26 protein-coding genes are annotated in these 24000 nt (G+C 62.1%); 8 read left to right on the plus strand and 18 right to left on the minus strand.

The genetic code is table 11. The annotated features are described in order from the left end of the window. Position 1: 1 nt before the first annotated feature. Positions 2-934: a type II secretion system F family protein gene (locus AAGW05_RS14940; protein ID WP_411805347.1), complete on the plus strand. Its 933-nt coding sequence runs from the start codon at positions 2-4 to the stop codon at positions 932-934. Positions 935-949: 15 nt separating this feature from the next. After that, positions 950-1849 carry a type II secretion system F family protein gene (locus AAGW05_RS14945; protein ID WP_411805348.1) on the plus strand — a complete coding sequence of 300 codons (900 nt, stop codon included), beginning with the start codon at positions 950-952 and terminating at the stop codon, positions 1847-1849. Here the strand turns inward: AAGW05_RS14945 and AAGW05_RS14950 are convergent. From AAGW05_RS14950 to AAGW05_RS14975, 6 genes are all read right to left on the minus strand, one after another. After that, positions 1846-2349: a prepilin peptidase gene (locus AAGW05_RS14950; protein WP_411805349.1), complete on the minus strand. Its 504-nt coding sequence runs from the start codon at positions 2347-2349 to the stop codon at positions 1846-1848. The two genes, AAGW05_RS14945 and AAGW05_RS14950, sit on opposite strands and share 4 nt — an antisense overlap. Before the next feature lie 40 nt (positions 2350-2389). Next, entirely contained in the window at positions 2390-3925 is a 1536-nt protein-coding gene (locus tag AAGW05_RS14955) for an ABC1 kinase family protein (RefSeq protein ID WP_411805399.1), read from the minus strand. 182 nt (positions 3926-4107) lie between these two features. Continuing rightward, positions 4108-4650: a PadR family transcriptional regulator gene (locus AAGW05_RS14960; RefSeq protein WP_411805350.1), complete on the minus strand. Its 543-nt coding sequence runs from the start codon at positions 4648-4650 to the stop codon at positions 4108-4110. Between the two features lie 526 nt (positions 4651-5176). Next, positions 5177-5635, minus strand: coding sequence for a transposase (locus AAGW05_RS14965; RefSeq protein WP_411805351.1), 459 nt, complete (start codon positions 5633-5635; stop codon positions 5177-5179). Further along, positions 5632-5814 (minus strand): hypothetical protein, encoded by a 183-nt coding sequence (locus AAGW05_RS14970; RefSeq protein ID WP_411805352.1) that lies wholly within the window; start codon positions 5812-5814, stop codon positions 5632-5634. The genes AAGW05_RS14965 and AAGW05_RS14970 overlap by 4 nt, the downstream gene beginning before the upstream one ends. A 64-nt stretch (positions 5815-5878) precedes the next feature. Beyond that, positions 5879-6709, minus strand: coding sequence for a SulP family inorganic anion transporter (locus AAGW05_RS14975; RefSeq protein WP_411805353.1), 831 nt, complete (start codon positions 6707-6709; stop codon positions 5879-5881). A gap of 96 nt (positions 6710-6805) precedes the next feature. On the opposite strand from AAGW05_RS14975, the gene AAGW05_RS14980 reads away from it, so the two are divergent. Then, positions 6806-7411: an integrase core domain-containing protein gene (locus tag AAGW05_RS14980; protein ID WP_411805354.1), complete on the plus strand. Its 606-nt coding sequence runs from the start codon at positions 6806-6808 to the stop codon at positions 7409-7411. Positions 7412-7598: 187 nt separating this feature from the next. Here the strand turns inward: AAGW05_RS14980 and AAGW05_RS14985 are convergent, their stop codons facing one another. The 3 genes from AAGW05_RS14985 to AAGW05_RS14995 form a co-directional block, all read right to left on the minus strand. Beyond that, entirely contained in the window at positions 7599-7775 is a 177-nt protein-coding gene (locus AAGW05_RS14985; RefSeq protein ID WP_411805355.1) for a CsbD family protein, read from the minus strand. Between the two features lie 322 nt (positions 7776-8097). After that, positions 8098-8412, minus strand: coding sequence for a hypothetical protein (locus tag AAGW05_RS14990; RefSeq protein WP_411805356.1), 315 nt, complete (start codon positions 8410-8412; stop codon positions 8098-8100). Between the two features lie 198 nt (positions 8413-8610). After that, positions 8611-8907: a MerR family transcriptional regulator gene (locus AAGW05_RS14995; RefSeq protein ID WP_411805357.1), complete on the minus strand. Its 297-nt coding sequence runs from the start codon at positions 8905-8907 to the stop codon at positions 8611-8613. A gap of 200 nt (positions 8908-9107) precedes the next feature. On the opposite strand from AAGW05_RS14995, the gene AAGW05_RS15000 reads away from it, so the two are divergent. From AAGW05_RS15000 to AAGW05_RS15015, 4 genes are all read left to right on the plus strand, one after another. After that, positions 9108-9530, plus strand: a complete 423-nt coding sequence (locus AAGW05_RS15000) for an Hsp20/alpha crystallin family protein (protein ID WP_411805358.1) — start codon at positions 9108-9110, stop codon at positions 9528-9530. 244 nt (positions 9531-9774) lie between these two features. Then, entirely contained in the window at positions 9775-10137 is a 363-nt protein-coding gene (locus AAGW05_RS15005) for a J domain-containing protein (protein WP_411805359.1), read from the plus strand. Further along, the gene (locus tag AAGW05_RS15010) at positions 10138-10515 is read left to right on the plus strand and encodes a hypothetical protein (protein ID WP_411805360.1); all 378 of its coding nucleotides are present in this window, start codon (positions 10138-10140) and stop codon (positions 10513-10515) included. It abuts the gene before it with no gap. A 325-nt stretch (positions 10516-10840) separates the two neighbouring features. After that, entirely contained in the window at positions 10841-11110 is a 270-nt protein-coding gene (locus AAGW05_RS15015) for a hypothetical protein (RefSeq protein WP_411805361.1), read from the plus strand. On the opposite strand, the gene AAGW05_RS15020 is transcribed toward AAGW05_RS15015, so the two are convergent. The 8 genes from AAGW05_RS15020 to AAGW05_RS15055 form a co-directional block, all read right to left on the minus strand. Further along, complete coding sequence (locus AAGW05_RS15020; protein WP_411805362.1) at positions 11103-12587, minus strand: NAD-dependent succinate-semialdehyde dehydrogenase; 1485 nt, start codon at positions 12585-12587, stop codon at positions 11103-11105. The two genes, AAGW05_RS15015 and AAGW05_RS15020, sit on opposite strands and share 8 nt — an antisense overlap. An 80-nt stretch (positions 12588-12667) precedes the next feature. Next, positions 12668-14350, minus strand: coding sequence for a thiamine pyrophosphate-dependent enzyme (locus tag AAGW05_RS15025; RefSeq protein WP_411805400.1), 1683 nt, complete (start codon positions 14348-14350; stop codon positions 12668-12670). Positions 14351-14461: 111 nt separating this feature from the next. Continuing rightward, positions 14462-15841, minus strand: a complete 1380-nt coding sequence (locus tag AAGW05_RS15030) for an MFS transporter (RefSeq protein WP_411805363.1) — start codon at positions 15839-15841, stop codon at positions 14462-14464. 67 nt (positions 15842-15908) lie between these two features. Then, positions 15909-16289: a RidA family protein gene (locus tag AAGW05_RS15035; RefSeq protein ID WP_411805364.1), complete on the minus strand. Its 381-nt coding sequence runs from the start codon at positions 16287-16289 to the stop codon at positions 15909-15911. Next, positions 16286-17014, minus strand: coding sequence for a hypothetical protein (locus tag AAGW05_RS15040; protein WP_411805365.1), 729 nt, complete (start codon positions 17012-17014; stop codon positions 16286-16288). Before AAGW05_RS15040 ends, AAGW05_RS15035 begins: the two co-directional genes overlap by 4 nt. Further along, on the minus strand, positions 17007-17999 hold the full coding sequence (locus tag AAGW05_RS15045; RefSeq protein WP_411805366.1) for a dipeptidase: 993 nt from the start codon (positions 17997-17999) through the stop codon (positions 17007-17009). Before AAGW05_RS15045 ends, AAGW05_RS15040 begins: the two co-directional genes overlap by 8 nt. Continuing rightward, positions 17996-19720, minus strand: a complete 1725-nt coding sequence (locus AAGW05_RS15050) for a hypothetical protein (RefSeq protein ID WP_411805367.1) — start codon at positions 19718-19720, stop codon at positions 17996-17998. Before AAGW05_RS15050 ends, AAGW05_RS15045 begins: the two co-directional genes overlap by 4 nt. Then, positions 19717-21168, minus strand: coding sequence for an aldehyde dehydrogenase family protein (locus tag AAGW05_RS15055; RefSeq protein WP_411805368.1), 1452 nt, complete (start codon positions 21166-21168; stop codon positions 19717-19719). The genes AAGW05_RS15050 and AAGW05_RS15055 overlap by 4 nt, the downstream gene beginning before the upstream one ends. Positions 21169-21296: 128 nt before the next feature. Between AAGW05_RS15055 and AAGW05_RS15060 the strand changes: the two genes are divergently transcribed. After that, complete coding sequence (locus AAGW05_RS15060) at positions 21297-22184, plus strand: LysR family transcriptional regulator (RefSeq protein WP_411805369.1); 888 nt, start codon at positions 21297-21299, stop codon at positions 22182-22184. Positions 22185-22230: 46 nt separating this feature from the next. Here the strand turns inward: AAGW05_RS15060 and AAGW05_RS15065 are convergent, their stop codons facing one another. After that, positions 22231-22365, minus strand: coding sequence for a hypothetical protein (locus AAGW05_RS15065; RefSeq protein ID WP_411805370.1), 135 nt, complete (start codon positions 22363-22365; stop codon positions 22231-22233). Positions 22366-24000: the final 1635 nt, after the last annotated feature.

Consider the following 24000-nt stretch of genomic DNA (forward strand, 5'->3'; position numbering starts at 1 on the left):
CATGCCGTTGATCATTCCCGTCGCAGGTCTTGGGCTCTGCATCGTGGCCGCCCTTGTGGCGCTCTTCTTCGTCTTCAGCCCCTTGCGCTCATCGATCCCCGTGGAACGGCGGCGCCCCTTCGGGGACACCGGAAAGTCCACCCTGGGCATTTTCAGCGACTCCGCCATTGGGCTGTTGGACAAAACCGTTGGCGGTGGCCCGTACAACAGGTCGAGGTTGGAGGACGCGGGGCTGAAGCTGGAGCCCTCGAACTTCCTGATCTTTGTCATTGCCGGCTCCGTGGTCATGGCCCTGCTGGGATTGTTGCTCAGCGGAGGCGCCCTGGCCCTTCTTCTGGCTTTGGCAACGCCGTTGTTTGCGTGGCTGGTCCTGACCCTGCTTGCCGACAGGCGGCGGTCCAAGTTCGACCAGCAGCTCGCCGACAACCTCCTTCTGATCACCGGAGGTCTGCGGGCCGGGCACAGCATTCTGGCGGCCATCGACTCCGGCGCTAAGGAGGCCCCGGCGCCGTCATCGGAGGAGTTTGCCCGCGTGGTCAACGAAGTTCGGATTGGCCGCGACCTTGGGCATGCCCTGGCGGACACCGCCAGACGCATGAAGAGCGACGACTTCTCCTGGATCGCGCAAGCCATCCAGATCAACCGGGAGGTGGGCGGAGACCTGGCGGAAGTGATGGACCATGTTGGCGAAACCATCCGGGAACGTGGTGAGATCAAGGCCCAGGTCCGCTCACTGAGCGCGGAAGGCCGGCTCTCCTCGTATATCCTCATTGCTCTCCCGTTCGGCATGGCATTGATGCTCATGGTGGTCAATCCGACATACCTGGGGGTGCTCACCAGCCATCCGCTGGGCTGGGTGATGCTTGGGGTGGGCGGCGTCATGTTGATCATCGGCAGCCTGTGGCTGCGAAAAATCGTCCAGATCAAGTTTTGAGAGGAAGCAACCATCATGTCCGTCCTCCCGTGGATCTTCATCGCCCTGATTGTCCTGCCCGTAGGCTACCTCGCATGGTCCTTCATCAGCGTCGATTCCAAGTCGCTGCTTGTCATCCGCCACAATCTGGGACGGAGCACCGAGCCGGGAAAATCTGCGCCTGCCTTTAGCGACAGAAGCTGGCTGGCCGTGGCCCACCGGCTCACCCCCGCCGGCTACGTGGCAAAACTGGACCATCTCCTTGCTAAGGCGGGGCGGCCTGCCAGCCTTCCCTTGCCCCGGTTGCTGATGGCCAAACCCTTGCTGGCGCTGGCGGCAGCAACCGTGTGCCTGCTCCTGGCCGCAGCCAATCCAGCACCCACCACTGTGCTGCTGGGACTGTTCCTGACGGTCTTTTGCTACTTCATCCCCGACCTCCTGGTGATCAGCAAGGGCAAGGAACGGCAAAAGGCCATCCAGCGTGAGCTGCCGGACACCCTGGACCAAATGCTGATCGCCGTGGAGGCGGGCCTTGGTTTCGAAAGTGCCATGGCACGGGCCGCAGCAAACGGCAAGGGCCCCGCGGCGGAGGAACTCCTGCGCACGCTGCAGGACATGCAGATGGGCAGGCCCCGGCGGGACGCCTACCAGGCGCTCTCGGATCGCACCACCGTACCCGAGCTGAAGAGCTTTGTGCGGGCGGTCATTCAGGCCGACCTCTACGGCATCAGCATTGCCAAGGTATTGCGGACACAGGCGCAACAACTCAGGCTTGGCCGCCGGCAGCGCGCAGAGGGGAAAGCCATGAAACTTCCCGTGCTGGTGCTGTTTCCCCTGCTGTTCTTCATCTTCCCGACGCTCTTCATCATCATCATGGGCCCGGCAGTCATCAACATCATGGCCATCTTCACCAAGGGTGGACCGCTCGGCGGCTAACCCACCACCAGCATCACCAGCGCACCGGCAAGCATGAACGGCCCAAACGGGATCTGGGTTTTGCCGGTTCCGCGGCGCACGGCCATCAGCGCCAGCCCCCATGCAGCGGCAAGGATGAATGCCAGGAAGGTGCCCCAGAGGACGGCCGGCCAGCTCACAAAGCCCAAATAGAGTCCCAGCACAAAGGCGAGCTTCACGTCGCCGTAGCCCATGCCTGCCGGGTAGATCAGGCGCAGCACCACGTAGACTGCCCAGAGCGCCGCTCCCCCGAGGACGGTGCGGACGGCTGTGCCGCCGTCGAGCATGAACAGGCTGGCCAACAGCAACAGCAACCCCGCAATGCCGGCGGACGGAAACACAATGCGGTTCGGCAGCAGCTGGTGCTTGATGTCGATGGCGGCCAGCCACACGGCCATCACCACGTAGTACAGCCCGGCCAACAGCACCAGCCAAAAGGCCGCGGGCGCGTCGGGCCACAATTGCGCGAGTCGAGAGATCATACGCCGATGCTACGGCACGGGGCCCGTGCTCCTTGGGAACCTAGAGGCGCCGTCGCCCCACCCACAGCCCGTGAAGCAGAGGAACGCCCGACACAATCATCAACACGTTGCCGAGCACCATGTCGTTTCCCCGGACTGCGGCACCGGCGATCAGCAGCGCGCCAAACACCACCAATGATGCAAGCCGCTGCACCAGACGGTTAAGCCGGGCCGCCTGCCGTTCGAGGCGGGCGTTGGACACCGGCAGCGGACCGCCCTCGATGCGGGAGAGAAGTCCATCGAGGCGCTTGGGCAGGCGCAACGCGACGGAAGCGACGTCGAGCGCCTGCTTTGCCACATCCTGGACGATGTTGCCGCGCTCATCCCGCAGGAGCTGCCCGGCAAAGGGTTCGATCGAATCCCACAGATTAAACTTGGGGTCTAGTGAGCTGCACACGCCCGACGTCAATGACATCGCGCGGATGATGAGCAAAAAGTTCTCCGGCAGCTGGAACGGCAACGAACGCACCACGTCACCGAACTCCACCGCAAACTCACGGAACTCCCCCTGGTCCACGTCGCGAAGCTCCGCAAAGCCCATCCCGCCAAACCGCGCAAAAAGCTGCGACATTGCCCGCTCAAGCTCGGCCGTGTCGGCCGACGGCACCAACACCCCCACCTCGCTGATCGCATCCACCAAGCCCTTGCCGTCCCGAGAGGCCGCCGATATCAGCAGCTTACGCAGGCCGCTGCGCGTACCCGGTGTCACCTCGCCCATCATGCCGAAGTCGATGAAGGTCAACTTCCAGTTGCGCTCGGCGGATGTATCGGCGACTGGGGTGATGAAGATGTTGCCGGGGTGGGGATCGGCGTGGAAGAAACCGTTTGTGAACAACTGCTCGAACATGACGGACGCGAAAACCGGCGCAACCAGGACGGGGTCAATGCCCGCGGCAAGCAGCGACTTCGAGTCGGTAATCTTGATCGCCGTGACATCTTCGAGGGTCAGCACCCGGCGGGTGGTCCGCTCCCAAACGACCTCGGGCACGGTCACCCGTTCGTCCTCGGCAAAATCTGCGGCGAATCGCTCGGCATTCGCAGCTTCGTGCAGGTAGTCGATCTCCTCAAGACTGGTCCGGGCAAACTCCTCCACCAGGGCGGGCATGTCCACACGCTTGGAGACGAAACGCACCCGGCTGAGCCAGCCGCCCACCTTGCGCAGCGCGGCCAGGTCCACGTCCACAATCGCGTCGATGCCGGGTCGCTGAACCTTCAACACCACGCTTTGCAGCCCTGTATCTGCAGCATCGCCGGGAAGAAGCTGCGCTCGATGCGCCTGCCCGAGCGACGCGGCGGCCACCGGGGTCTCCTCCACCGAGACGAACACCTTTTCCAGAGCAGCACCCAACTCGGCCTCGGCAAGGACCCGGAGTGCGGGGAACGGGACGGGCGGCACCTCGTCCTGCAGCCCTTCGAGTTCGGCGGTGATTTCCGGCGGGAGCACATCGAGCCTGGACGACAGGAACTGGCCAACCTTGATCATCAACCCGCCAAGGTCCACCGCGAGCACACGGAACCGTTGCGCGACGTGCCGCATCCTCTTGGTCCGGTTGTGTTGGGCAATCCTGCCCAGCCCGACGCGGGGCAGAAACAACTCAAACCACCAGGTCACCGCGAGATTCCACGCGGCAAAGCGCAAGATGCGACGGTAGCGGGCCCGGGTGTCCCCCGCACCAGACACCGGAACGGCTCGGTCCCGATGAGCCGGCGGCACCGCCGTCAATCCTGGGCGAGGATCGAATACAGCCGACGCCGGGCCTCGTCGAGTACCGCGACAGCCTCCTGCACTTGCTTCGAGGTACCTGTCCGGCCCACCTGGGCTGCAGCCTGGGCGAGCTCGACGCCGGCCTTGGGCAACGCCGCGAAGCCGCCGCCCGACGTCGGACCTGTTGGGTCCCAGGGCGCCGACGCATCGGAGCCTGCAACCTCCTCCTTGCCAGCTTCGGTCAGCGAGTAGATCTTGCGACCATTGGATTCCTCGGCAGTGATGAGCCCTTCATCGGCCAACATCTGCAGCATTGGATAAACGGAGCCGGCGCTCGGCTTCCAACTGCCTCCGCTGCGCTCCTCGATTTCACGGATAATTTGGTAGCCATGCATCGGCCGCTCTGCGAGCAGGGCCAGCACCGCCACGCGTACCTCTCCTCGACCAGCACGGGTGCCCGAGCGCTTCTCAAACCGTGAACGCAGGTCCTCCACGGCCTGCCACACGCCGTCGATGTTGGCGCCACCGAATCCGCCTACCGGAAATGAATTATGCATCATGCTCTCCCTGCTTTGGATCGCGAACGATATACAACGATAGTTAACGATACACACCGGCCGTCGCAAAAAACAAGGGGGTTTGACGTCGATTCAGCGGGCTCTGAGCTGAAATCCAGCCTACTCACGAGTCTCAACTCGATATGCCGCGACAGCCCGGCGAGCAACCTCGGACCATGACCTGCCAGCTGGGCTGCACCACGAATTCGTACTCATCGATGAGCCCAAGTTCCGCCATCGCGCACCAACTCTGCGTTCCAATCGACCCTGTCCAAGGCACTCGAGACGAAGTACTTCTTCGCGGCGTTGATAGTCCGGGCTGCGCAACCTCGTGCAGTGTTTCCAGCTTGGATACAGGATTTGCCTGAGGAGTCTCCACACGCACCTTCGTCTGGGGCCGAGGGGGCATCTCAATCGGCGCCTTGAGGTTGAACATCGCCGGAGAATTTCCCGGGTTCAGGGGACCTGCTCGGTTAGTGGAAAGGACATAAGACATCCGGATACCTAGATGCGCAATTCCAAGGGGTTAGTGGTGGTAGGCGGTCATCCCAAGCATTCGCTGGATGACGCGGGCGATGACACCTGCCGGGGTTCTGCCGCCGTGCTGTTCCAAGTCAAGCTGGCCCTTCAGGGTGTCATTGATGAACTCGATAATTTGCCGCAAAGGCTTGAAGAACCGGGCCTCGGGACGGGATTTCTCGCCCTTACGCGCAGAGCGCAGCAGCTCGACCCCGGACTGGTCCACGGTCTCCTCAAAGTCCGCGCCGAAGTAGTTCTTGTCTCCAATCATGACCTGGCGGTGGCCGTCAGCCTGAAGCCGGTTCATGGCTGGGGTGCCGGCGAGGACGTCCAGGAAGACTAGGCGTTCATCGGCTTTCGCACCGGTCAGTGCGTACCCGACCGGGAGGCCGCGCAACGTGCAGACCAGATGCAGGCGCAACCCCATAAATAGCGTGGATGCGAGGCGCAGCACGCGTCGGTTCATTCTCCGAGGGCGGCGACGAGCCAGTTCATGCATTGCCCGAGCCGGCGCAGGCGCCGGTTGTAACCCGACTGGCCCGGCAAATAAGGGAACATGCCCTGGTAGTATTCCTTCGCGTAGCGCAGCCACCTGACCTCGGAGGTGAACCCGAGCAGGGCTTGTAAAAAGGCGAGCGTCATCACTTCCGCATCCGTGATCCGCGGGCTGATGCCGATCCTGGGCTCGTACGGACGACGTCGCGCCTTGTCAGGTGCCGAACTGGCTGGTGAGGCAACGGTGGAATCTGGTGCTGCGTTCGTCGAGACCAGTAATCGTCACTGTGGCGCCATGGTGACGGTATTTCGTCTCGATGGAGTCCAGTGCTGCAACACTCGGGGCGTCCCAGATCTGGGCACGACGGAGGTCGATGGTCACGGAGGCAGGGTCATCGGCGTAGGAGAACTGGTCAACGAGGTCATTGCTGCTCCCGAGGAACAGCGGCCCGAGCACCTCGTACTGGACGACGCCGACGATGACTCCGTAGGCGAGGTTGCCGGTGACGACCACCACGGCGACGGTGACACTCATGACGATGGTTTCAGGGATGGGCATCCGCTTCAGGGTGGAGGGTTTCACGCTGTGCCAGTCGACGGTGGTGACTGCGACGACCATCATGACCGCGGCGAGGGCGACCATGGGAATTTGTCCCATGATCGAGCTGAGCCCGGTCACCAGGACCAAAAGGAACACCCCGGCCACGAATGTGGAAATGCGGGTGCGTGCCTGGCCGGTCTTGACGTTAAGGACGGTCTGCCCACTCATCGCGCAGCCGGCCATTCCGCCGAAGAACCCGGCGAAGATGTTCGATAAGCCCAAGGCCCAGGACTCGCGGCCCTTGTGCGAGGGCGTGTCAGTGATTTCGTCGACGAGTTTCGCGGTGAGAAGGCCCTCGTCGGTGACGTTCGGAACGACGAGGTGGGCGATGATGACGATCGCAATGACGACGACGATCGCTACCAGTGGCGCCTGGATGGCCTTGGTGAAACGCGGAAGGATGAAAATAATCCCCGGCGGGAAAGTCCCCGCGGTGGCCACCATCTACCAGCAGGAAGAAAACAGCGGGATGCCCAGGACGTGCTCGCGCGGGCAATCGAAGCCCACGGGGCGCCCCTTGAGGTCCTGAGCGATAACTCCTTGGCGTTCAACCAGCTGCGGCAAGGATCCATCGGATCGGTGGAGATCTTCTTAGGTTCCAAGGGCACCATGCCGATCAGCGGACTGCCGGGAAAACGCACTACACAAGGCAAAAATAAGCACTCTCATCAGATGCTGCAACGCTTCCTCGAAGCGAATAAACACCACAACCTTGCCGAGTTGCAGATCCGGCTCAAGCACTACCGTGAACACTACAACCGGCGCCGGCCGCACCAATCCCTGAATCAATCCACCTCCCAAATGGCTTGGGACATGCTGGAACGCACGCCAGCCATCGAACCGCTACCGCTGGCCGCCCTTGAGGCAAAAGCATGGGAATACCGCCGGGTCAGCAATATGCGTCGGGCCGAGCTCGGAAAGGTGAACATCACGGTATCCAAGACCGGAGAAATCCTTGACGTAGACATCCTGGGTGCGCCGCCCACCGCGGGGCTTGCACCGAATCAGATGGTCATCGAAGGGATGCGGGAACAGGGAAGAATCTTTTACCAAGGCAACCACATTTCCGTTCCGACAACCTTTGCTGGACGGCTGTTCCATCGGACGGTCACCGACACCGAGTTCCTGCTCTGGGATCCAGTGTGAAAGCTATCGTTCCGGGAAAGTAGATCTGATATTTCACTTGTTCACGGATCGTCAACACACATTTGTTCCGTGTTAGCGTCGATACAGAGGCCGGACGGCGGGGCGAGGTTGCCCGGGGGCCGCGTTTAATCGCATGCCTACCCGGGCAACAGTGCCCGCCGTGCCGGATCTGGAGGCCAGTTTCGTGTCAATGTTTCTTGAAAGCGTCCTTGGCTTTCTCCGCGGCCTGCTTCAAATCGGCCTTGACCTGCTGCGTTTTACCTTCGGCTTTCAACTGGTCGTTGCCGGTCGCTTTACCGGTAGCTTCCTTGCCTTTACCTCCGATTTTTTCGGCGGTGTGCTTGATCTTGTCGCCTAATCCCATGATGTTGCACCTCCCTTTGCTAGTCCTGCCGGTCCTTATCGCCAGGATGCCTTCAGCATAGCTTTCAGCGACGCAGCGTCAATAGGGGGTATAGACGAGGATCTTGGATGAGTCCCGATGGAACAATCTTTCCCTCCCCGGAATAAGCCGCCCGGGTTGCTGTTGACGCGGCGCGAAGCAGCGCTACATGCAGGGCTTGTAGCGCGCAAGAGCCTGCCTGTGCCCTGTTTCCTGCTATGGCAGGTAGGCGTGAACTGGCCCGAGGACCAGCAACTGGGCGTTCCTCACGAGCCGGCGCACACACCCACCGGGGGCTCCATAGCTACTGAACGGCTGCGTTCTTTTTAGTTGGTCCAGCGAACGCCGCAACGGATACCTCAGGGCTGACCCGGATGGGGGTGTCGTGGGAATTTAATGATCCGAAGCGTCCGTCGCCATGGAGATCCAGATCGTTCTCGGAATCTCCCACCGAGCCCACTTCCGTGCTGTCACGGTCGTCCAGGAGCACTAACCGTTCACTGTCCAGGTCGGTGTCTGTGCCGAATTCGTCCACGAACCGGGCGTCCTGGGGGGCGATCACCCCTTCGGCAATGGCCGCCGCGTCCGCAGGGTCCAGAGGTTCGATCACTTCACTCATAACCAGTCTCCTGAACGATGGGATTCCACCAAAGATCCTGACGCTTGCAGGGCTCACGCGGCGGATGCGCAGCCATCCCAACGAGGGAGCGAGGGAAAGACCGTCCCCGCTCCCATAGTGACGCCAACGAGAACTTCAGATGGCTTGAGTGCTATGAGAAAGCGCTGTTAACCGTGTCTCTGCCGGGCGAGGTGCGTTTTACGTTCCTGGCCCGGCACGGTGGTGCCGAAGTTCGTCTTTGAGGGTCGCGTTTTCGGTTTCCAGCGTTATGACTAGGCGGATCCCGGAGAGGTTGAGTCCTAACGCGAGCAGTTCGGCAATCCGGCGCAGTCGTGCAAGATCATTTTCGCTGTATCTGCGGGTGCCGCCATCAGTGCGGTGCGGTTCTAAGAGCCCCTTGCGCTCATAGAGTCTCAAGTTTTGCTGACCCATCCCCACGATCTCGGCCGCGACGGAGATACCGTACACGCCGCGGGCTCGTGGCTGCTCGGGCACTGCACGAGTCCCTCTCTTAGGGTCTCGTTGGTGTTCCGTCAATGCGCGTGGTCCTTTCTTATGGGTACTGGGTGGTTCATGAGAACTTCTCTTGCATCAGTTTGACAGTCATGCTATAAAAAATCTATACCCGCTTACACAGATCATCGCGGGGGGTTATAAACGAAGAATGATGTGACACTGACAAGGAGTGACTAACCATGTTGATGCGTACAGATCCGTTCCGGGAACTTGACCGGCTCGCCCAGCAGGTGCTGGGTACCGCCAACCGGCCCGCAGCGATGCCCATGGATGCTTGGCGGGACGGGGAAACCTTCGAAGTTGAGTTTGACCTACCCGGTGTGAGCCCGGACTCGATCAACCTGGATGTAGAACGCAACGTGGTCACCGTGCGGGCCGAACGGCCAGCCTTGGACGGGAAGCTGGAAATGCTGGCATCCGAACGGCCACGCGGGGTGTTCAGCCGCCAGCTGGTTCTGGGTGAGAATCTGGACACGGAGAACATCCAAGCCAGCTATGACAGTGGCGTGCTGACCCTGCGCATCCCGGTTGCGGAGAAAGCCAAACCACGCAAAATCTCCATCGCCACCACCGAAAAGGAGCGCGACGCCATCAACGCCTAACCAATCAAGAGCAATCAAGAATCTATTGTTTCCTTTCCCGGAGCGGTACATCAGTGCAGAGGCAGTGACCACGGTGATAGAGGGACGCTAAGCCAGTACGCCACAGCGGACCGTGCGCACCCACAAACATCGCCGCTACACTCCTCCCCGTGTGAGGATCCCCGGCCACGCGGCTGGGGATCCTCACACTCAACTACTACCGCGAGCAAGAGGAAGGGGCCGAGAGAGTGAAGAGCGAAGCGTCATGGAAGAAGCACCGAATCTCTACGCGACACTCCATATTGTCCCGGAAGCTACAGCCGCTGACGTTGGCCGGGCTTACAGGGCTCTGCTCCGTCGATACCACCCTGACACTCTCCCGTCCAGAACGGCCGTACCAATCGATGCTTTAGCGGATCGGAGAAAGTTGCAGCAGATCATGGACGCTTATGCCATTCTCTCCGACCCAGCCCAACGCGCCTGCTACGACCAACAACAACAGCGATCCTCGCCGGAACCAGCACGCGTCAACACCGTGCGAGAGCCCCGCTTCACATCCACCCACGCTCAACCCCCGCTACGCGTCGGTCCGTTGCAGTGGGAACCACCGCCCAGGAGGTGCAGTTAAATGAGTGCTTGGCGCCGCTACGATTCCCCCTTATTGCCAGCCTTTAACGAACGCTTTGAACAACGTTGGGGCAAAGGCACAGCACCCTTCCTTGATCCTGAAATACACGCACAACCCCTCCCGCGGGCGCAATGGATCAACGCCGACACCGGCGCAGCACTAGCCGTGGTCCCCGTCTGGACCGACGATGAAAACAACCGCTCCTTTGCTACCTTCTATCTGCCACCAGCAGGAGATATCTGGCTGCTCCGCCCCGGCAGCACCGATTATCTGGAATCCCCAACAACTCAGCACGTCATCCTCCGCAACCAAGCCTTCAAAAAAGCAGTCGACTACGCCAAAGCCTTCATCTACGGGCCCGACGACCACGACATCTAAACCAGGATCAGCAGCCAATCCCACCAAAGGAACCTTTGACCGGACGACCGGGCGTCGCCACTTTGGGCCCCGAGTAGGGGCGTGCGGACCTCCAGCCTGTCTCACCAATGTGTCTTACCCGGAGATTCTCATCATCACTGGGTATCAGCCTTGGATGGGATGGTGGCCGGGAACCGAAGGACCCGGTTTGGCTTCGCCCGGGTCAGCGTCGCTGACTAGGACACCGCATTGCAGATCAGAGACTTGGGAGCCGTCGGCTGCGAACGAATTTATCCCCACCTTAGGATCTCCGGGACCACGGCCAGTCGACCCCGGTCTGGACAAGATGCTGGGTCGGCTCGGCCGCGACTCCCTCCACCTGCTCGAATTCCTCGACGACTTCAGAGCGGGCGGCAACAAGTTGCGTTCGCTGTACGACGGCATCGTCACCGACCCTGGCAGAGAGCTGGTGGGGCGGTGGATGCCTGTTGGCATCTCCCCGCGCGGAGGCGAGATGCCATGGCCGTTCTTGACCCGTGGACTGTCGGGTGTCCGTTTTCTTTCCTTGGTGGCGCACCGCCCAGGCACCGTCGCCTACACACGGCTGGCTAGTTGACCTTCGTGGGGTCGGGTATGGCGATGTATTGGGTGTAGAGGTATTCGTGGATTCCTTCCAGTCCTCCTTCTCGGCCCAGTCCGGATTGTTTGACGCCGCCGAAGGGGGCTGCGGCGTTGGAGATGGCGCCGGTGTTCAGTCCGAGCATGCCGGTCTCGAGGCGTTCGCCCATGCGCAGGCCTCGGTTGAAGTCGTTGGTGTAGACATAGGCGGCGAGTCCGTATTCGGTGTTGTTGGCCAGATGGATGGCGTCGTCCTCGGTGGCAAAGGTGATGATCGGGGCCACCGGGCCGAAGATTTCCTCGGAAAGGATCCGGGCGCCTGCCGTAACCCCCGTGAGGATGGTGGGCTGGTAGAAGTAGCCGGGGCCCTCGACGGCGGCACCGCCGGTCACTGCGATCGCACCTGCGTCGAGTGCGGCCGTGACGAGCTGGTGAATCTTGTCCCGGCTCTTGGCGTCGATCAGTGGCCCCAGTGTTGAATGTGCTTCGGTGCCGCGGGCCGGGGTCAGTTCGGACAGGCGTGCAGCAAATTTTTCCGTGAATTCGTTGGCGACGGTTTCGTGGACGATGAAGCGGTTGGCTGCGGTGCAGGCTTCTCCCATGTTGCGCATCTTCGCCGCCATGGCACCGTCGACGGCGGCGTCAATGTCAGCGTCTTCGAACACCACGAAGGGGGCGTTGCCACCAAGCTCCATGGAGGTGCGCAGCACCGTCTCGGCGGCGTTGGCCATCAGCCGGCGCCCGACATCAGTGGAGCCGGTGAAGGAAATCTTGCGCAGGCGGGGGTCCGTGACGAGCGGCCCGGTGGTGGCCCCGGCGGTGGAGGTGGGTATGACGTTCAGAACTCCGGCCGGAAGCCCGGCTTCCTGCATGAGAGCTGCGAACAGCTGTGAAGTGAGCGGGGTGAGGTTTGCCGGTTTCAGGACCATGGTGCAGCCGGCGGCCACGGCCGGGGCGATCTTGCGGGTGGCCATGGCCAGTGGGAAGTTCCAAGGCGTGATGAGCAGGCACGGGCCCACGGGTTTCTTCGTCACGAGCAGCCTGGACGCGCCTTCGGGTGCGATGGAATAGCGCCCGAACGTCCTCACGGCTTCCTCGGAGAACCAGCGCAGGAACTCCGCCGCATATTTGACCTCCACCCTGGCCTCGGCCAAGGGCTTGCCCATTTCCAGGGTCATCAGGAGGGCGAAGTTCTCCGCGCGCTCGGTGACGAGTTCGAATGCCCGGCGCAGGATCTCCCCGCGCTCCCGCGGCGGGACCAGTGCCCAGGACCCCTGTGCGGCGGCGGCCGCGTCCAGGGCTGCCAGCCCGTCCTCGGGGCCTGCGTCAGCAACAGCCATCAGCGACTTCCCCGTGGCGGGATCTTCGACGTCGAAAGTCTTCCCCGAAGCGGCTGGTCTCCAGCTGCCATCAATCAGCAAGCCAGCTGGAACGGTGGACAACAATCGGTCTTCGTCCTTGAGTGAAACAGGCATGCGGTTCTTCCATTCATGGGGATAGGCAGAGAGGCGGGCAGGGCTGTTCGCAGTGCCCCGGGGCGGACACATTGTTGGTCTCAGTAGGCTTTCACGCGTTGCTCCACGACGAGATGGATGAGCGCGAATACCTTCTCCTCGTCGATGGCCTGCAGTGCCGCACTGAGGGCTGCGGGAATGTCCCGCTCGTGGGTGACCTTGACTCCGTACCCGCCAAAGGCCTGGGCCATCAGGGCAAAGTCGGGGTTTTTCAGCTGGGTGCCGGAGATTCGGTGTGGATAGTGTCGTTCTTGGTGGGTGCGGATGGTGCCGTATTCCTGGTTATCCATGACGATCACCAAGGGAGTGGCCCCGTATTGGGCGGCGGTGGCCAATTCCTGGCCGTTCATGAGGAACTCGCCGTCTCCGGCGATCGTTACCACCCGCCGGCCCGGGTGGGCCAGGGATGCGGCGACGGCGGCCGGGACGGAGTAGCCCATGGAACCGTTGCGGGCGCTGAGCATGGAGGCGTAGCCGTGGGTGGGAAAGTAGCGGTGGGCCCAGTTGGTGTGTTCGCCGGCGCCGAAGGTGACCATGGCATCCAACGGAAGCGTTGGCACCAGATTAGCCATCAGGGTGTCCATCCGGGCAGCACCGGCTCCGGGCTTGGCTTCGGGCAGTGCTGCGAATTGTTCCTGTTGCGCCCGCATCTTGGCCGTCCAGGCGATCCATTCGTCCTTGACGGGCAGTTCAATCCGCTCCAGGTCCCGGACAAAGGCATCCGGTTTGGCAACAATCTGGCGCGACACTCCCCCGGAGCGTCCACGCAGGGACGGATCCATGGTGACGATGAAGTTCAGCTCATTCCAGCCCTGGCGGTTAAGGAAGCCGTCCGTGATGACGTCTCCTGGCACGGTGCCGACAAAGACCAGCAAGTCAGTCTCTTCCAGCAGGTCATGGGTGGGCCGGGGCCGGCCGTATCCGATTGGCCCCACATAGGACGGGGAATCGAAGGGAACGGTGCCTTCCGTTCGCCACTCCGCCGCCGCCGGGATGTGGTGGCGCTCCAGCCACCGCGTCAACTTATCCGCCCCTTCCTGGGTCCAGTCGTTGCCCCCGGTGACGAACAACGGCCGGGACGAGGCCGCCAGCGCCTTCGCCAGGGCGTTGGAGTCCTCCCCGGTCATGCCACCTGCCGCGACCGGGATGGGCGGGTGCAGAGTGGGGTTGACGTGTTCCCGGATGACGTCCTCGGGCAGGCCAACGACGACGGGTCCGGGACGGCCGTTCATGGCCGCGAACATGGCCTCTGCGACGATTTCCGAAGCTCGTTCGGCATGGTCCAGGACCATGACACGCTTGGCTCCTGTGTCGAACCAGGCCTTGATGTCGAATTCCTGGAACGCCTCCCGGTCCCGGTGCCCAAAAGGGATCAAACCCACGAAGAGGACCATTGGTGTTGAATCCTGCCAGGCCGTGTGCAGTCCGACATGGGCGTTTGCCGCCCCGGGGCCCCGGGTCACCATGGCAATGCCCGGAAGCTGGTTCATCTTCCCATCGGCCTCCGCCATGTAACTGGCACCGCCCTCGTGCCGGCAGACGATCGTCTCAATCTGCGATGCGTGCAGGCCGTCCAACACTTCCAAGTAGCTTTCCCCCGGGACCACGTGAACCCGTTGTACGCCGTGGGCAACCAGTGAGTCGACGATGATGTGACCGGCGGAGCGCGGGACTGGCGCCGTACTGGTGGCAGAAGAAGTCCCGGTGGTGGTTCCCTTTTGCATTGGGGCGTCTGTGCCCTCGGCATGGACGGTGACGTTCGGTGACGTCATGGTGTTTCCTTCTCTGTGGATGATCGGGTGGCTTGCATCAAACTTGCATCAAGTCAGAGTTTTTTAGGCGTACTCCAATGAAGCGGCGTCTTCGAGGTTTTTGCCCTTGGTTTCCGGTGCCATGAAGTAGCTGGCTCCGGCCCCGACCAGCGCGATGCCGGCGGCGATCCACATGGTGCCCGAGAGGCCCAGGTGGGTCAGGGCAAGCGGTGTGGCGAAGGTGCCGATGGCTGCGCCGATGCGGCTGGTGCCGGTGCACAGTCCGACGGCGGTGGCCCTGACCCTGGTGGGGAAGAGCTCGTTGGGGTATATCCATTCCAGGATGGACGGGCCGCCGTTGAAAATGGCGTAGAAGGCGAATGCCAGGGCAATCAGGCCCAACGGCGCCGTGGGGAAGATGGCCAGGAATAGCAGACCGACTCCGGAGAGGATGAATCCCCAGATCAGGACGGGACGACGTCCCAGCTTGTCCACGACCAGCAGTGCCACCACGTTGCCGACTAGGAAGAACAAGTTGATCAGCCCGTAGCCGATGTTGGCGGCGTTTCCGGATTCAAGGTGGAACAAGGCCAGGATCTGGGGCCCGAAGGCGTAAATGGAGAACAGCGTCACGATGGTGCACGTCCAGAAGATGGAGATGAAAATGACTCTGTTGAGGTAGCCGCCGGTCAGCACCAGCTTAAAGGCCTTCCTGCTGCTGAGCTTCACGGCATTGGGATCGTGAGCCGTGATCCCTTCCAACGTGGCACCCTCGCCAATGGTCTTTTTCAAGATGGCCAGGGCCTCGTCGTGGCGGCCCTTGCCAACCAGCCAGTGCGGGGATTCGGGTATGGTTGCCCGGGCGATCAGGATTAGGACGGCCGGAACCACGGAGGAGAGCAGCATCCAACGCCAGCCGTCAGGGATCGACAACAGCCAGTAGCCGACGAACGCGGCCACCGTGGCACCCACAAACCACATGGCGTTCAAGCCGCCAAGCAGCCGTGCCCGCCAGTTCGACGGAACAAACTCGGCCACCAGCGCGGTGGCGATCGGGTAGTCGGCACCCACGGCAATGCCGATGAGAAGGCGCAGGGTGAAAAGCTGCCATGGCTCGTTGACCCAGAACTGCGCGACCGAGAACACGATGATCGCGACCAGGTCGATCGTGTACATGAGCTTGCGCCCGATTTTATCCGTGATGTTGCCAAAGACCAGACCGCCGACGAACACACCGATCAGCGCGGAGGCACCGATCAGTCCATTCCACCATTCGTTCATGTGCCACTGGGGAATGATTTGGACCAGGGCGATGCCGATGATGGCCAGGATGTAACCGTCTAGGAACGGCCCTCCTGAACTAAACAGGGTCAGGCGCTTGTGGAACGAATTCAAGGGGGCTGAATCAATGGTCAGCCCGGCGGGTGTGGGAACTGGTGTTGGGGCTGGTGAGTGGGAGATCATGATGGTTCCGATCTGAGCTAAGGGAAAGCGACGGTGGTTGCCCAACAGATCCGCGACCGTGGGTCGGCTAGGCTGTTGCGGCTGCGACGGCATCAATTTCGATGCGCTTTTCTCCGCGGAAACCGGCAACCTGCACCGTGGTCCGCGGAGGCAATGGATGGCCGCTGAGCCTGGTCAGGTAGGCGGCGTTATAGTCGTCAAACTCGTCCAGATCGGCGAGGTAAACGGTAAGCTTGAGAAGGCTAGAGAGGTCTGAATGTGCTGCCAGCAGGGCACTTTCGAGGTTGTCGAAGGCCTGGTTCAGCTGGTCGGCGATGTCGACGGCGGTGGTGCCGTCGGCACGGGTGGGAACCTGGCCGCAGACAAAGATGATGTCGTTGACGGTCGCCGTCGCCGAGTAGGGCCGGGGCTTGCCGTCGGAGAATTGGGTGCGCTTAATCTCGCTCACTGGTCCGCCATGAGGTAGTTCCGGGAGAGTTGGTACATGCGAAGCCATTCGTTTTCACGTACTTTCAGGGGTTTTTGGGAAATATTGGCATCCAGTGTCTCCAGCGCGGCGGTCCCGGGGAGGACCACGACGACGGTGTTGTCACCTTCGGAGTGTGGGAGCAGGGACGCGGCCATGGCGGTGCTGGGGGGTGCGGAGGCCGAGGCGACGGCGCCGTCGTCGATGCTCAGGTATTGGGTTCCGGCGGCAGTTGTCACGGCGACGATGATGGTGCGCTCCAGGCTGGCGCTGCGCCGCATCAGCAGATCGTTCCACAGTTCACGCGGTATCCCCGTCGCGGTGGTCCGGCTGACCCGGGTCTCTCCCGGGCTGCCACTGACGGCAAGGTCGATCAGCTCCAGCGCCGAGCGCAACGTCGGCTGATCCGGGCAGTCCAGCTCATGGACCGTAACACCGGCCCACTCGGTGGACCTGGTGGCGGCGGTGCTCACCGGCTGGGCCCAGGCAGCGTCGAGCAGCAGTTCCAAAAGGGCCAGCCCGTTCCGGGCGTCGACTTCGGCTCGGAGTACGGCCAGCGACCCCTCCCGGGCCTCGGCGGGTTCTGCGCCTGCCGCACACAGTGCGCGGAAGGCTGATTCGGTGATCTCCCGGGGCTGGACGGACGCGAGGGCGGTGTCCCGCTCACGCTCCGTGAAACCGGCGATGGCCGTGGTGTTCTCAGACATGCGCTTTCTCCTTGCTGGTGTCCATGACCTCCGTGAAGAGGCGGCTGAAGTTGCCGCCCAGGACCGCTGCGATGGTGTCATCGGTGAGTCCGGCGCCCACAAGCCCCTCGGTGAGGCGGGGGAAATCCTCGGGCCCGGTGAACCAGTTGGGCCATGCCGGCCACGTGGGTGAGTCTTCCGGTGCCGTGGGCTGCCATCGTCCGTTGCGGAGCCAGCCGACGAACTCGTGGTCCCATCCGCGGGTGCAGTCGCTGCCCAGTCCCACATGGGAGGGCCCGTATTGGTCCACCATGCGTGAGACCATGGCGGCAAAACCATCGATGGTCACGTGTTCGCCGCCGCTGACTGTCGGGTAGAGACAGCAGCCGATCACACCGCCCCCGTCCACGAGGGGTTGGATCACGTCGTGAGGTTTGTTGCGGGGGGTGTCGAAAAACCACAGCGGGTTCGAGTGGGTGATGGCGACGGGGACGCTGGAGGCCTCGATCGCGTCGCGGCAGGTCCTGTAGCCGACGTGGGAGAGATCGATCAGCATGCCCACGCGGTTCATTTCCGACACCACCACACGGCCGTAGCGTGTGAGCCCGGAGTCCTCGGTTTCAAAGCAGCCCCCACCGAGCAGATTCTGGTTATTGTAAGTCAGTTGGGCTATGCGAACGCCCAGGCGGTGGAAAAGTTCCACGTAACGGTAGTCATCCTCGAAAGGGCTGGTGTTTTGGAAGCCAAGAAAAACGGCAATCTTGTTTTCCTGCTTTGCCTTTTCAATGTCGGAGCCGCTTCCGGCCAGAAAGAAGAGGTCTTGGTTGCGGTTGGCCAGTTCGAGCCATTGGGCGATGGAACGGATGGTTTCGGCCGCGTTTTCCCAGACGGCGCAGGTGGCGTTGACTGCGCTCACGCCGCCGGTGCGCAGTTCTTCAAGGACCGGACGGCTCCAGTTGCTGATCTGCAGCCCATCTACGACGGTTGCCTGCTGGTGTACGTTCATTTGCTTTCTCCTTCGGGGGCCAGCGGAAACAGCCAGTCGTCGTCGTCGTGTCCGGTCATGACCTCCGCAACCCGTGGGGCCCCGCTGAACAGGGTGACGCGCACCCAGTCGGTGGACTGCGGGCTGAAGTTGTTCATCCCATACGTGGCGAGCTGGAAACGCTGTGTGCTCAACGGCAGGAATTGGGCATCCAGAAGGTTGTCCTGCAGGTCGCCGTAATGGTAGTGGCTGGTCTCCTGGACGCGCCCGGCAGCGAAGCGGTGGTTTGGGTGGACCAAGAGGAATTCGGCCACACTTGCCTCGGCGCCAAACGTTGCCAGGTCAGCGGCCAGCGCGTTGGTCCGCCGTGCCACGTCGGTGGAGTGCTCCACCGTGCCCTCGGGCATCTTGGCCCGCTGTTCCCGGCGTGGCTCTTCACTGTCCGCTGACGTGTACCAGTAGTAGCGCGAGCATTCAGGGGCGGCAAAGTCGTAGCTGCTCGTCCAGCCGTAGTTTTGTTTCAGCAGTTCGCCTAATTCGCCGCAGCTCATGGCGGGATTGAACGGGCCTGTGGCTGGCACGGTGAGCAGGTCCTCGGCCTCGGCATCGAAGTCGCTTTGCAATTCAATGACGATCGAAGCGAAGAGACCGCGGGTTTCCGGGCTCATGCCGGCGGCCAGTTCGTGCAGGCGCGCCAGCACCGGTTCTGCCTTCCTGGCGGAGTTGCGGAAGTCCTGGAGCTCGCGCCGCAGCTGGGCGAGCTGAGGCCGGATCGCTTCCGTGGAAAGGAACGGCACCGTTTTCAGCGCCGACTTTTCGGCCAAGTGCCTGTCCGCCCGTTCCAGCAGGCCTGCAATTCGCTCGAGATCGGGGTGCTCCGGTGCGTGAAAGGCGGCAAGCCCTGCAGCCAGGGGCAGTTCGCGGAGCTTGCACCAGGCGTCCAGGTAGCCAGGGTGGTTGACAAAGAACGGCACCATGCCCAGCCCGGTGGCGTTGCCCAGCCCAAAATATCTGCCCCATGCGGTATCCAGCGGGACCGCCACTGTCCCGGCAGCCTGGGCCTTGGCCCTGGCAACATGCTCCACCAGGTCCATGCTGAGCTCGCGCATCAACCAGGCGGCAAGCATCTGCGAACGGTAGGGCACGGATAAGGGGTGGCCTGCCGGGAACATGGAAAGTTCCTTGAGCCCAAACTTCCCGTTGCCGTAAAACGCGGTACTGCGGATCAGGTAGGGGCTCGGGCCGATGGTTGCGACGTCGGGCTGCGTCCCTGCGGCCAGGGCGTCGCTGACATAGTCAAAGAAGCGTGCGCTGCGGTTGGCCCGGGTCATGATGATGGTTTCCGGGTCGGTGCGGCCGAGTTCCTGGACGGTGACGTTGCGCCGAAGCTCCTCTTCCCGTTCCGGGGTCAGTTCACCCTCGATAAGTGCCGCAGTGACGTCCCAGGCGTGGGCGATGACCCTGTCGGTGCGTTCGCTTTCTTCAAGCGCCTGGCAGAAGGCGATGAACTTCAGCTCATGCCCTTCGGCGTCAATGGTGAAGACCGCGGTCCCCCGGCCCAGGTCATCAAGGTCTAGGCGGGTCTTGGCTACCTGCCATTGGTGGGACGCCGCGCGGCGGAGCATGGTCCGGGCAAAGCTGTGGCGGGTGCCCCAGGCGCCGTTCATGTCCGAGCCGCAGAGCACGGCGTCGGGGGCGCGCAGATCACACCGGGTTTTTTCGCTGATGAGGTTCATGGTCATGCCTTCTTGGGTGCTAGGCGCAGGTAGGCGGTCTTTTCGTGAGTGAAGAACGTGGCGGCGGCGGCACTGTTCTGTTCGCGGGGACCGGCAAACGTGGAGTCCTTCATGCCCCCGAACGGTGCATGGAGCTCCGAGCCTGTGGTCGGGGCATTGACCTTGACTAGGCCTGCCTGCAGTTGGGAAACACAGCGGCGAATGGAACGTTCGTCGCTGCTGAAGACGGCGGCGGTGAGGCCGAAGGCCGTGCTGTTGGCCAGCTCGATGGCTTCCTCAAGGGTGTCGGCGCGCAACACGGTGGTCACGGGGCCGAAGACCTCCTCCTGACAGATGGTCATGGAGCGCGGTCCGGTCAGCACGGTGGGGGCAACATAGCTGCCTTCCCCCGCCGGCAGGGCCGCCTGAGCCAGGATCTCACCGCCTTCCGTCAGGGCCTGTTCGATCGCAGCATTGATTTCGTCGCGGGCTCCGGGCGAGACGACGGGGCCGATCTGCACAGTGGCATCGGTGCCCGGTCCCAGAACCAGTTTCGAGACCTTCTCCTGAACCTTCGCCAGGAAGTCCTCGTGTCCGCCGCCGACCAGGATGACACGGCGTGTGGCCGTGCACTTCTGGCCTGTGGACCCCATGGCCGCGTTCACCACGCTGGTGGCAGCCAGCTCGGCATCCGCGTCCGGCAGGACGAGTGTGGCGTTGTGTCCGCCGAGTTCGAGCTGCAGTTTCGCACCGCGCCCGCAGACAATCCCGCGGATGTGGTGGCCCACAGGCACGGATCCGGTGAAGGTCACTCCCCCGACCATCGGGTTGGAGACCAGCTCGGAGCCCAGCGGGCCGGGACCCAGGATCAAGTTGACAACCCCGGCGGGGAGGCCCGCTGCCGCCAATGCCTCCATCAGCAGGACAGAAACCCCGGGGGTGTTGCTGGCCGATTTCCACACCACGGTGTTTCCGTGCAGGATGGCCGGTGCGATCTTCCAGGCCGGAATTTGCAGCGGGAAGTTCCACGGGGTGATCACTCCGACCACGCCCAGCGGACGCCGCACTGTCAGGATCCGTTCCTCCGGGTGGCTGGACGGGAATTCAGTGCCCACAGGATTACGGGCAGAGGCTGCATGGTAGTCAAAAGTGTCCGCGGACGCATCGACCTCCATGCGGGATTCAGCAATCGTCTTACCGTGTTCGGCGGTCATGACGGCGGCAATTTCCTCGGACCGCTCTCGGATGGCGGCTGCGGCGGCGGCCAATACCCTGCCACGGGCCAAGATGCCCAGTCCGTCCCAGGCGGCGCTTGCGGCAGCCGCGGCCTGAACAGCTTTCTGCAGCTCTGCGGAACCGGCCTGGTGGTAGCTGGTCACGGCTTCCTCCGGCGCTGCCGGGTTATAGCGGGAGACGAACTCTCCGGACCCCTCCACCCAGGATCCATTGATGAAGCTGCTGGCGGGCTTAGTCATGACGGGCATTTTTTATTCCTTTGCTGCGTTCAACACTGTGACTTCTCTCACCAACAACGTTAGACGTGTCACGTGGTGAGGTGAAATATTTATTTGACGTGATTCAATATGCGTTTAGTCTTGATTGCATGAACCTGAGACGCCTTGAACTGTTCGTGGCTGTTGCCGAAGAGCTGCATTTCAATCGCGCGGCCCAACGCCTGCACATGGCACAGCCGCCGTTGAGCCAGCAGATCCGCAAGCTGGAGGAAGAATGCAAGACGGCCCTGTTCATTCGCAATTCACGCAACGTTGAACTGACTGCCGAAGGCGAAGTGTTGCTGGAGCACGCCCGCAGGGTCCTGGCCCAGTACGCGGTCATGGAAGCCGCCCTCGCGCACGCCAAAAATGGCGAACTGGGACGGTTAAGGCTGGGCTTTGTTTCCTCGGCAGCCATCTCCATGGTGCCGGGGCTGGTCCGGCACCTGCACGCCCAGTGGCCGGGGATCGAGCTGCAGCTGCGCGAGGAGACCACGGATGTGCAGCTGGAACTCATTGCAACCGGCATGCTGGACGCGGGCATTGCACGAGAAGTCCGGACCGTGCCAGGTATCGGAGCCACAGTGCTCCGGCACGAGTCCCTTGTGGTCGCCGTGTCTTCCGACCACCGCCTGGCCGGCCGGTCCAATGTCGCCTTGAAGGAACTCAAGGGCGAAGCGTTCATCGCCTTCCCGCGCAGCCGCATCTCATCCCTCTTCGACCACATTTCGGCCCTGCTCCACGCCGTAGGAGTGGACTTCACCATCACACAGGAAGCCGTCCAGTTCCCCACCATCCTCGGCCTCGTGGCCGCCCACCTGGGCATAGCCGTCGTACCCGAATCAATGCGCGCCTTCACCATCCCCGGACTGGTCTACCTGGATATAAAGGACACCAATGCCACCTCGACCGTCAGCCTCATCTACGCCGCAGACACGCCCAACCCTTTGCTCGTATCCAAGGTGAAGGAAGCATTCGAGGAAATCCTCGACTCCTGACGGCCCCCAGCCAGCAGATCAACAAGCCCCAGATCGCTCAATCGTCTTAGGAGCCGAGCCCTTCCATCGCCAACGCCTCATGATGTGCCAGCCCGCGGGTCCGACGGGTTTCCGTCATCTCCGCCTCGAACAGGTGGCGTTTGTCGACCGCCAGCACCCGGCGTGCCATTTGTTCAGCCACCTCAGACTCCACGCGATAGCAGGCTTGAGTTTTGAGGCAGCGTTTCCAGACCGCGCGTAGTCAAGGTGTCCGCGGATTTGGCGGTCAGTAGTGGACAATACTCGGCGTTGTTATGCTGGCGCCGGGACAATTTAGGTGACGGGCTGGGGGCGTCACCGTGCGAGAACCCTGTTTGCCGTATCCAGAAATTGCTGTGTCAACCCGTCGTTTTTCCTTGTCCTCATGTGGGGTGAGTGAGCCGCGTAATCTTGCCAGCTGCCTTTTCTCTTTCCCCGTTGTTTTTTGGTTGCTGGCGAAGCTTGCGTAGCCGTGGCCGACGGAGCCCTGTCTACCCGCCAGGGCAAGGGCGGGGAATTGTGTGGAGGAAATAAGCGAAGCGCCGGAACACAATTTCCTACCCGTAGGCCCCGACGAAGGAGGGGCTAGACGGCGTGGAGCGGACACGTAGAATCCGAAGGAATCTCAATGATGTTGTCAAGCCACGATCTGTGCAGATTACTTACCTGCGGTAGCAGGAAATCTCCACTCCGGGGCTCCAGCATGAGGCGCTACGCCGGAGCCAATTGGTACGACAAACGACGTTTAGGAGGCAACGAAGGTAACGGCGGAAACCCTGGATACAACTAGTTCCACTGGGGAACGCTCTGCGGGATGGGTGGAAACGAGGCGGGCAACCCTGGTGGTGGTTGAAGCCGTCCGGGAGACCAGAGCTGTTAGTAGAACGCGGCCGAAGAAAACAGGCTGATGCGAAGCGCTGCGTGATGAGGCTGGCCTCAAATACGATCTGGCCGTGCGAGGTGAAGGGCTGTCTGCCTGTCTCGACGGGGTGGCCAATGGGGAGGCTGTTACAGAAAGCGGTTAAGTGCCGATCAAGGCCAAGGAATCTTGCCCAGCGCGGTCGTGGTCAAGGCCTCCGGGAAGACATCCAGGGCATGCAAGTCGCGCGGGAGAACCGGTGCGGTGAAAACCCCTGCATAAGGGCCGGAGCCGCTAGCAGCCCAGGAACGAGGGCGGGGCCGGGACCAACCGGCAAGGCAGAGGGCTTCGATGACGTGCCGCCCAGCGATTGCGAGCCACCAGGTAGGTACCGTGCCAACGATAAAGGCAACTGAAATCAGACCGCCCCATGTTGACTTGACGAGATTTCAGAGAGTGGCTATATTTTTTCTCGTAAGAAAATAGAGAACGGAAGTTCCCCCGCCCACAGTGGTTGTAGTTGCTTTTCTAGAGGGGGAAGCACCGTTGCAGTAAAATCTGGTCGTCGACAGCTTGAGAGGACCAGAGCAACACCAGCAGTACCAGTAATTCCTAGCCGTCGACAGCTTGAGACGGCCAGAGCAACACCAGCAGTAGCAGTACCAGCAGTACTAGCAGTAGCAGCACCAGCAGTAGCAGCAGTAGCAGTACCAGTACCAGCAGTACCGGACCGTCAAGCAGGAGGAGGCGGACACAGCAACACCAGTAACACCTGGTCGTCGGACAGCTTGAGAGGGCCAGAGCAACACCAGCAGCAGTAGCAGCAGTACCGGACCGTCAAGCAGGAGGAGGCGGACACAGCAATACCAGCAACATCTGGTCCTCGGACAGCTTGAGAGGGCCAGAGCAACACCGGTAACACGGGGCGGGCAAGTTGAG

The sequence above is a fragment of the Arthrobacter sp. LAPM80 genome, from assembly GCF_046736435.1.
Taxonomy (GTDB): Bacteria; Actinomycetota; Actinomycetes; order Actinomycetales; family Micrococcaceae; genus Specibacter.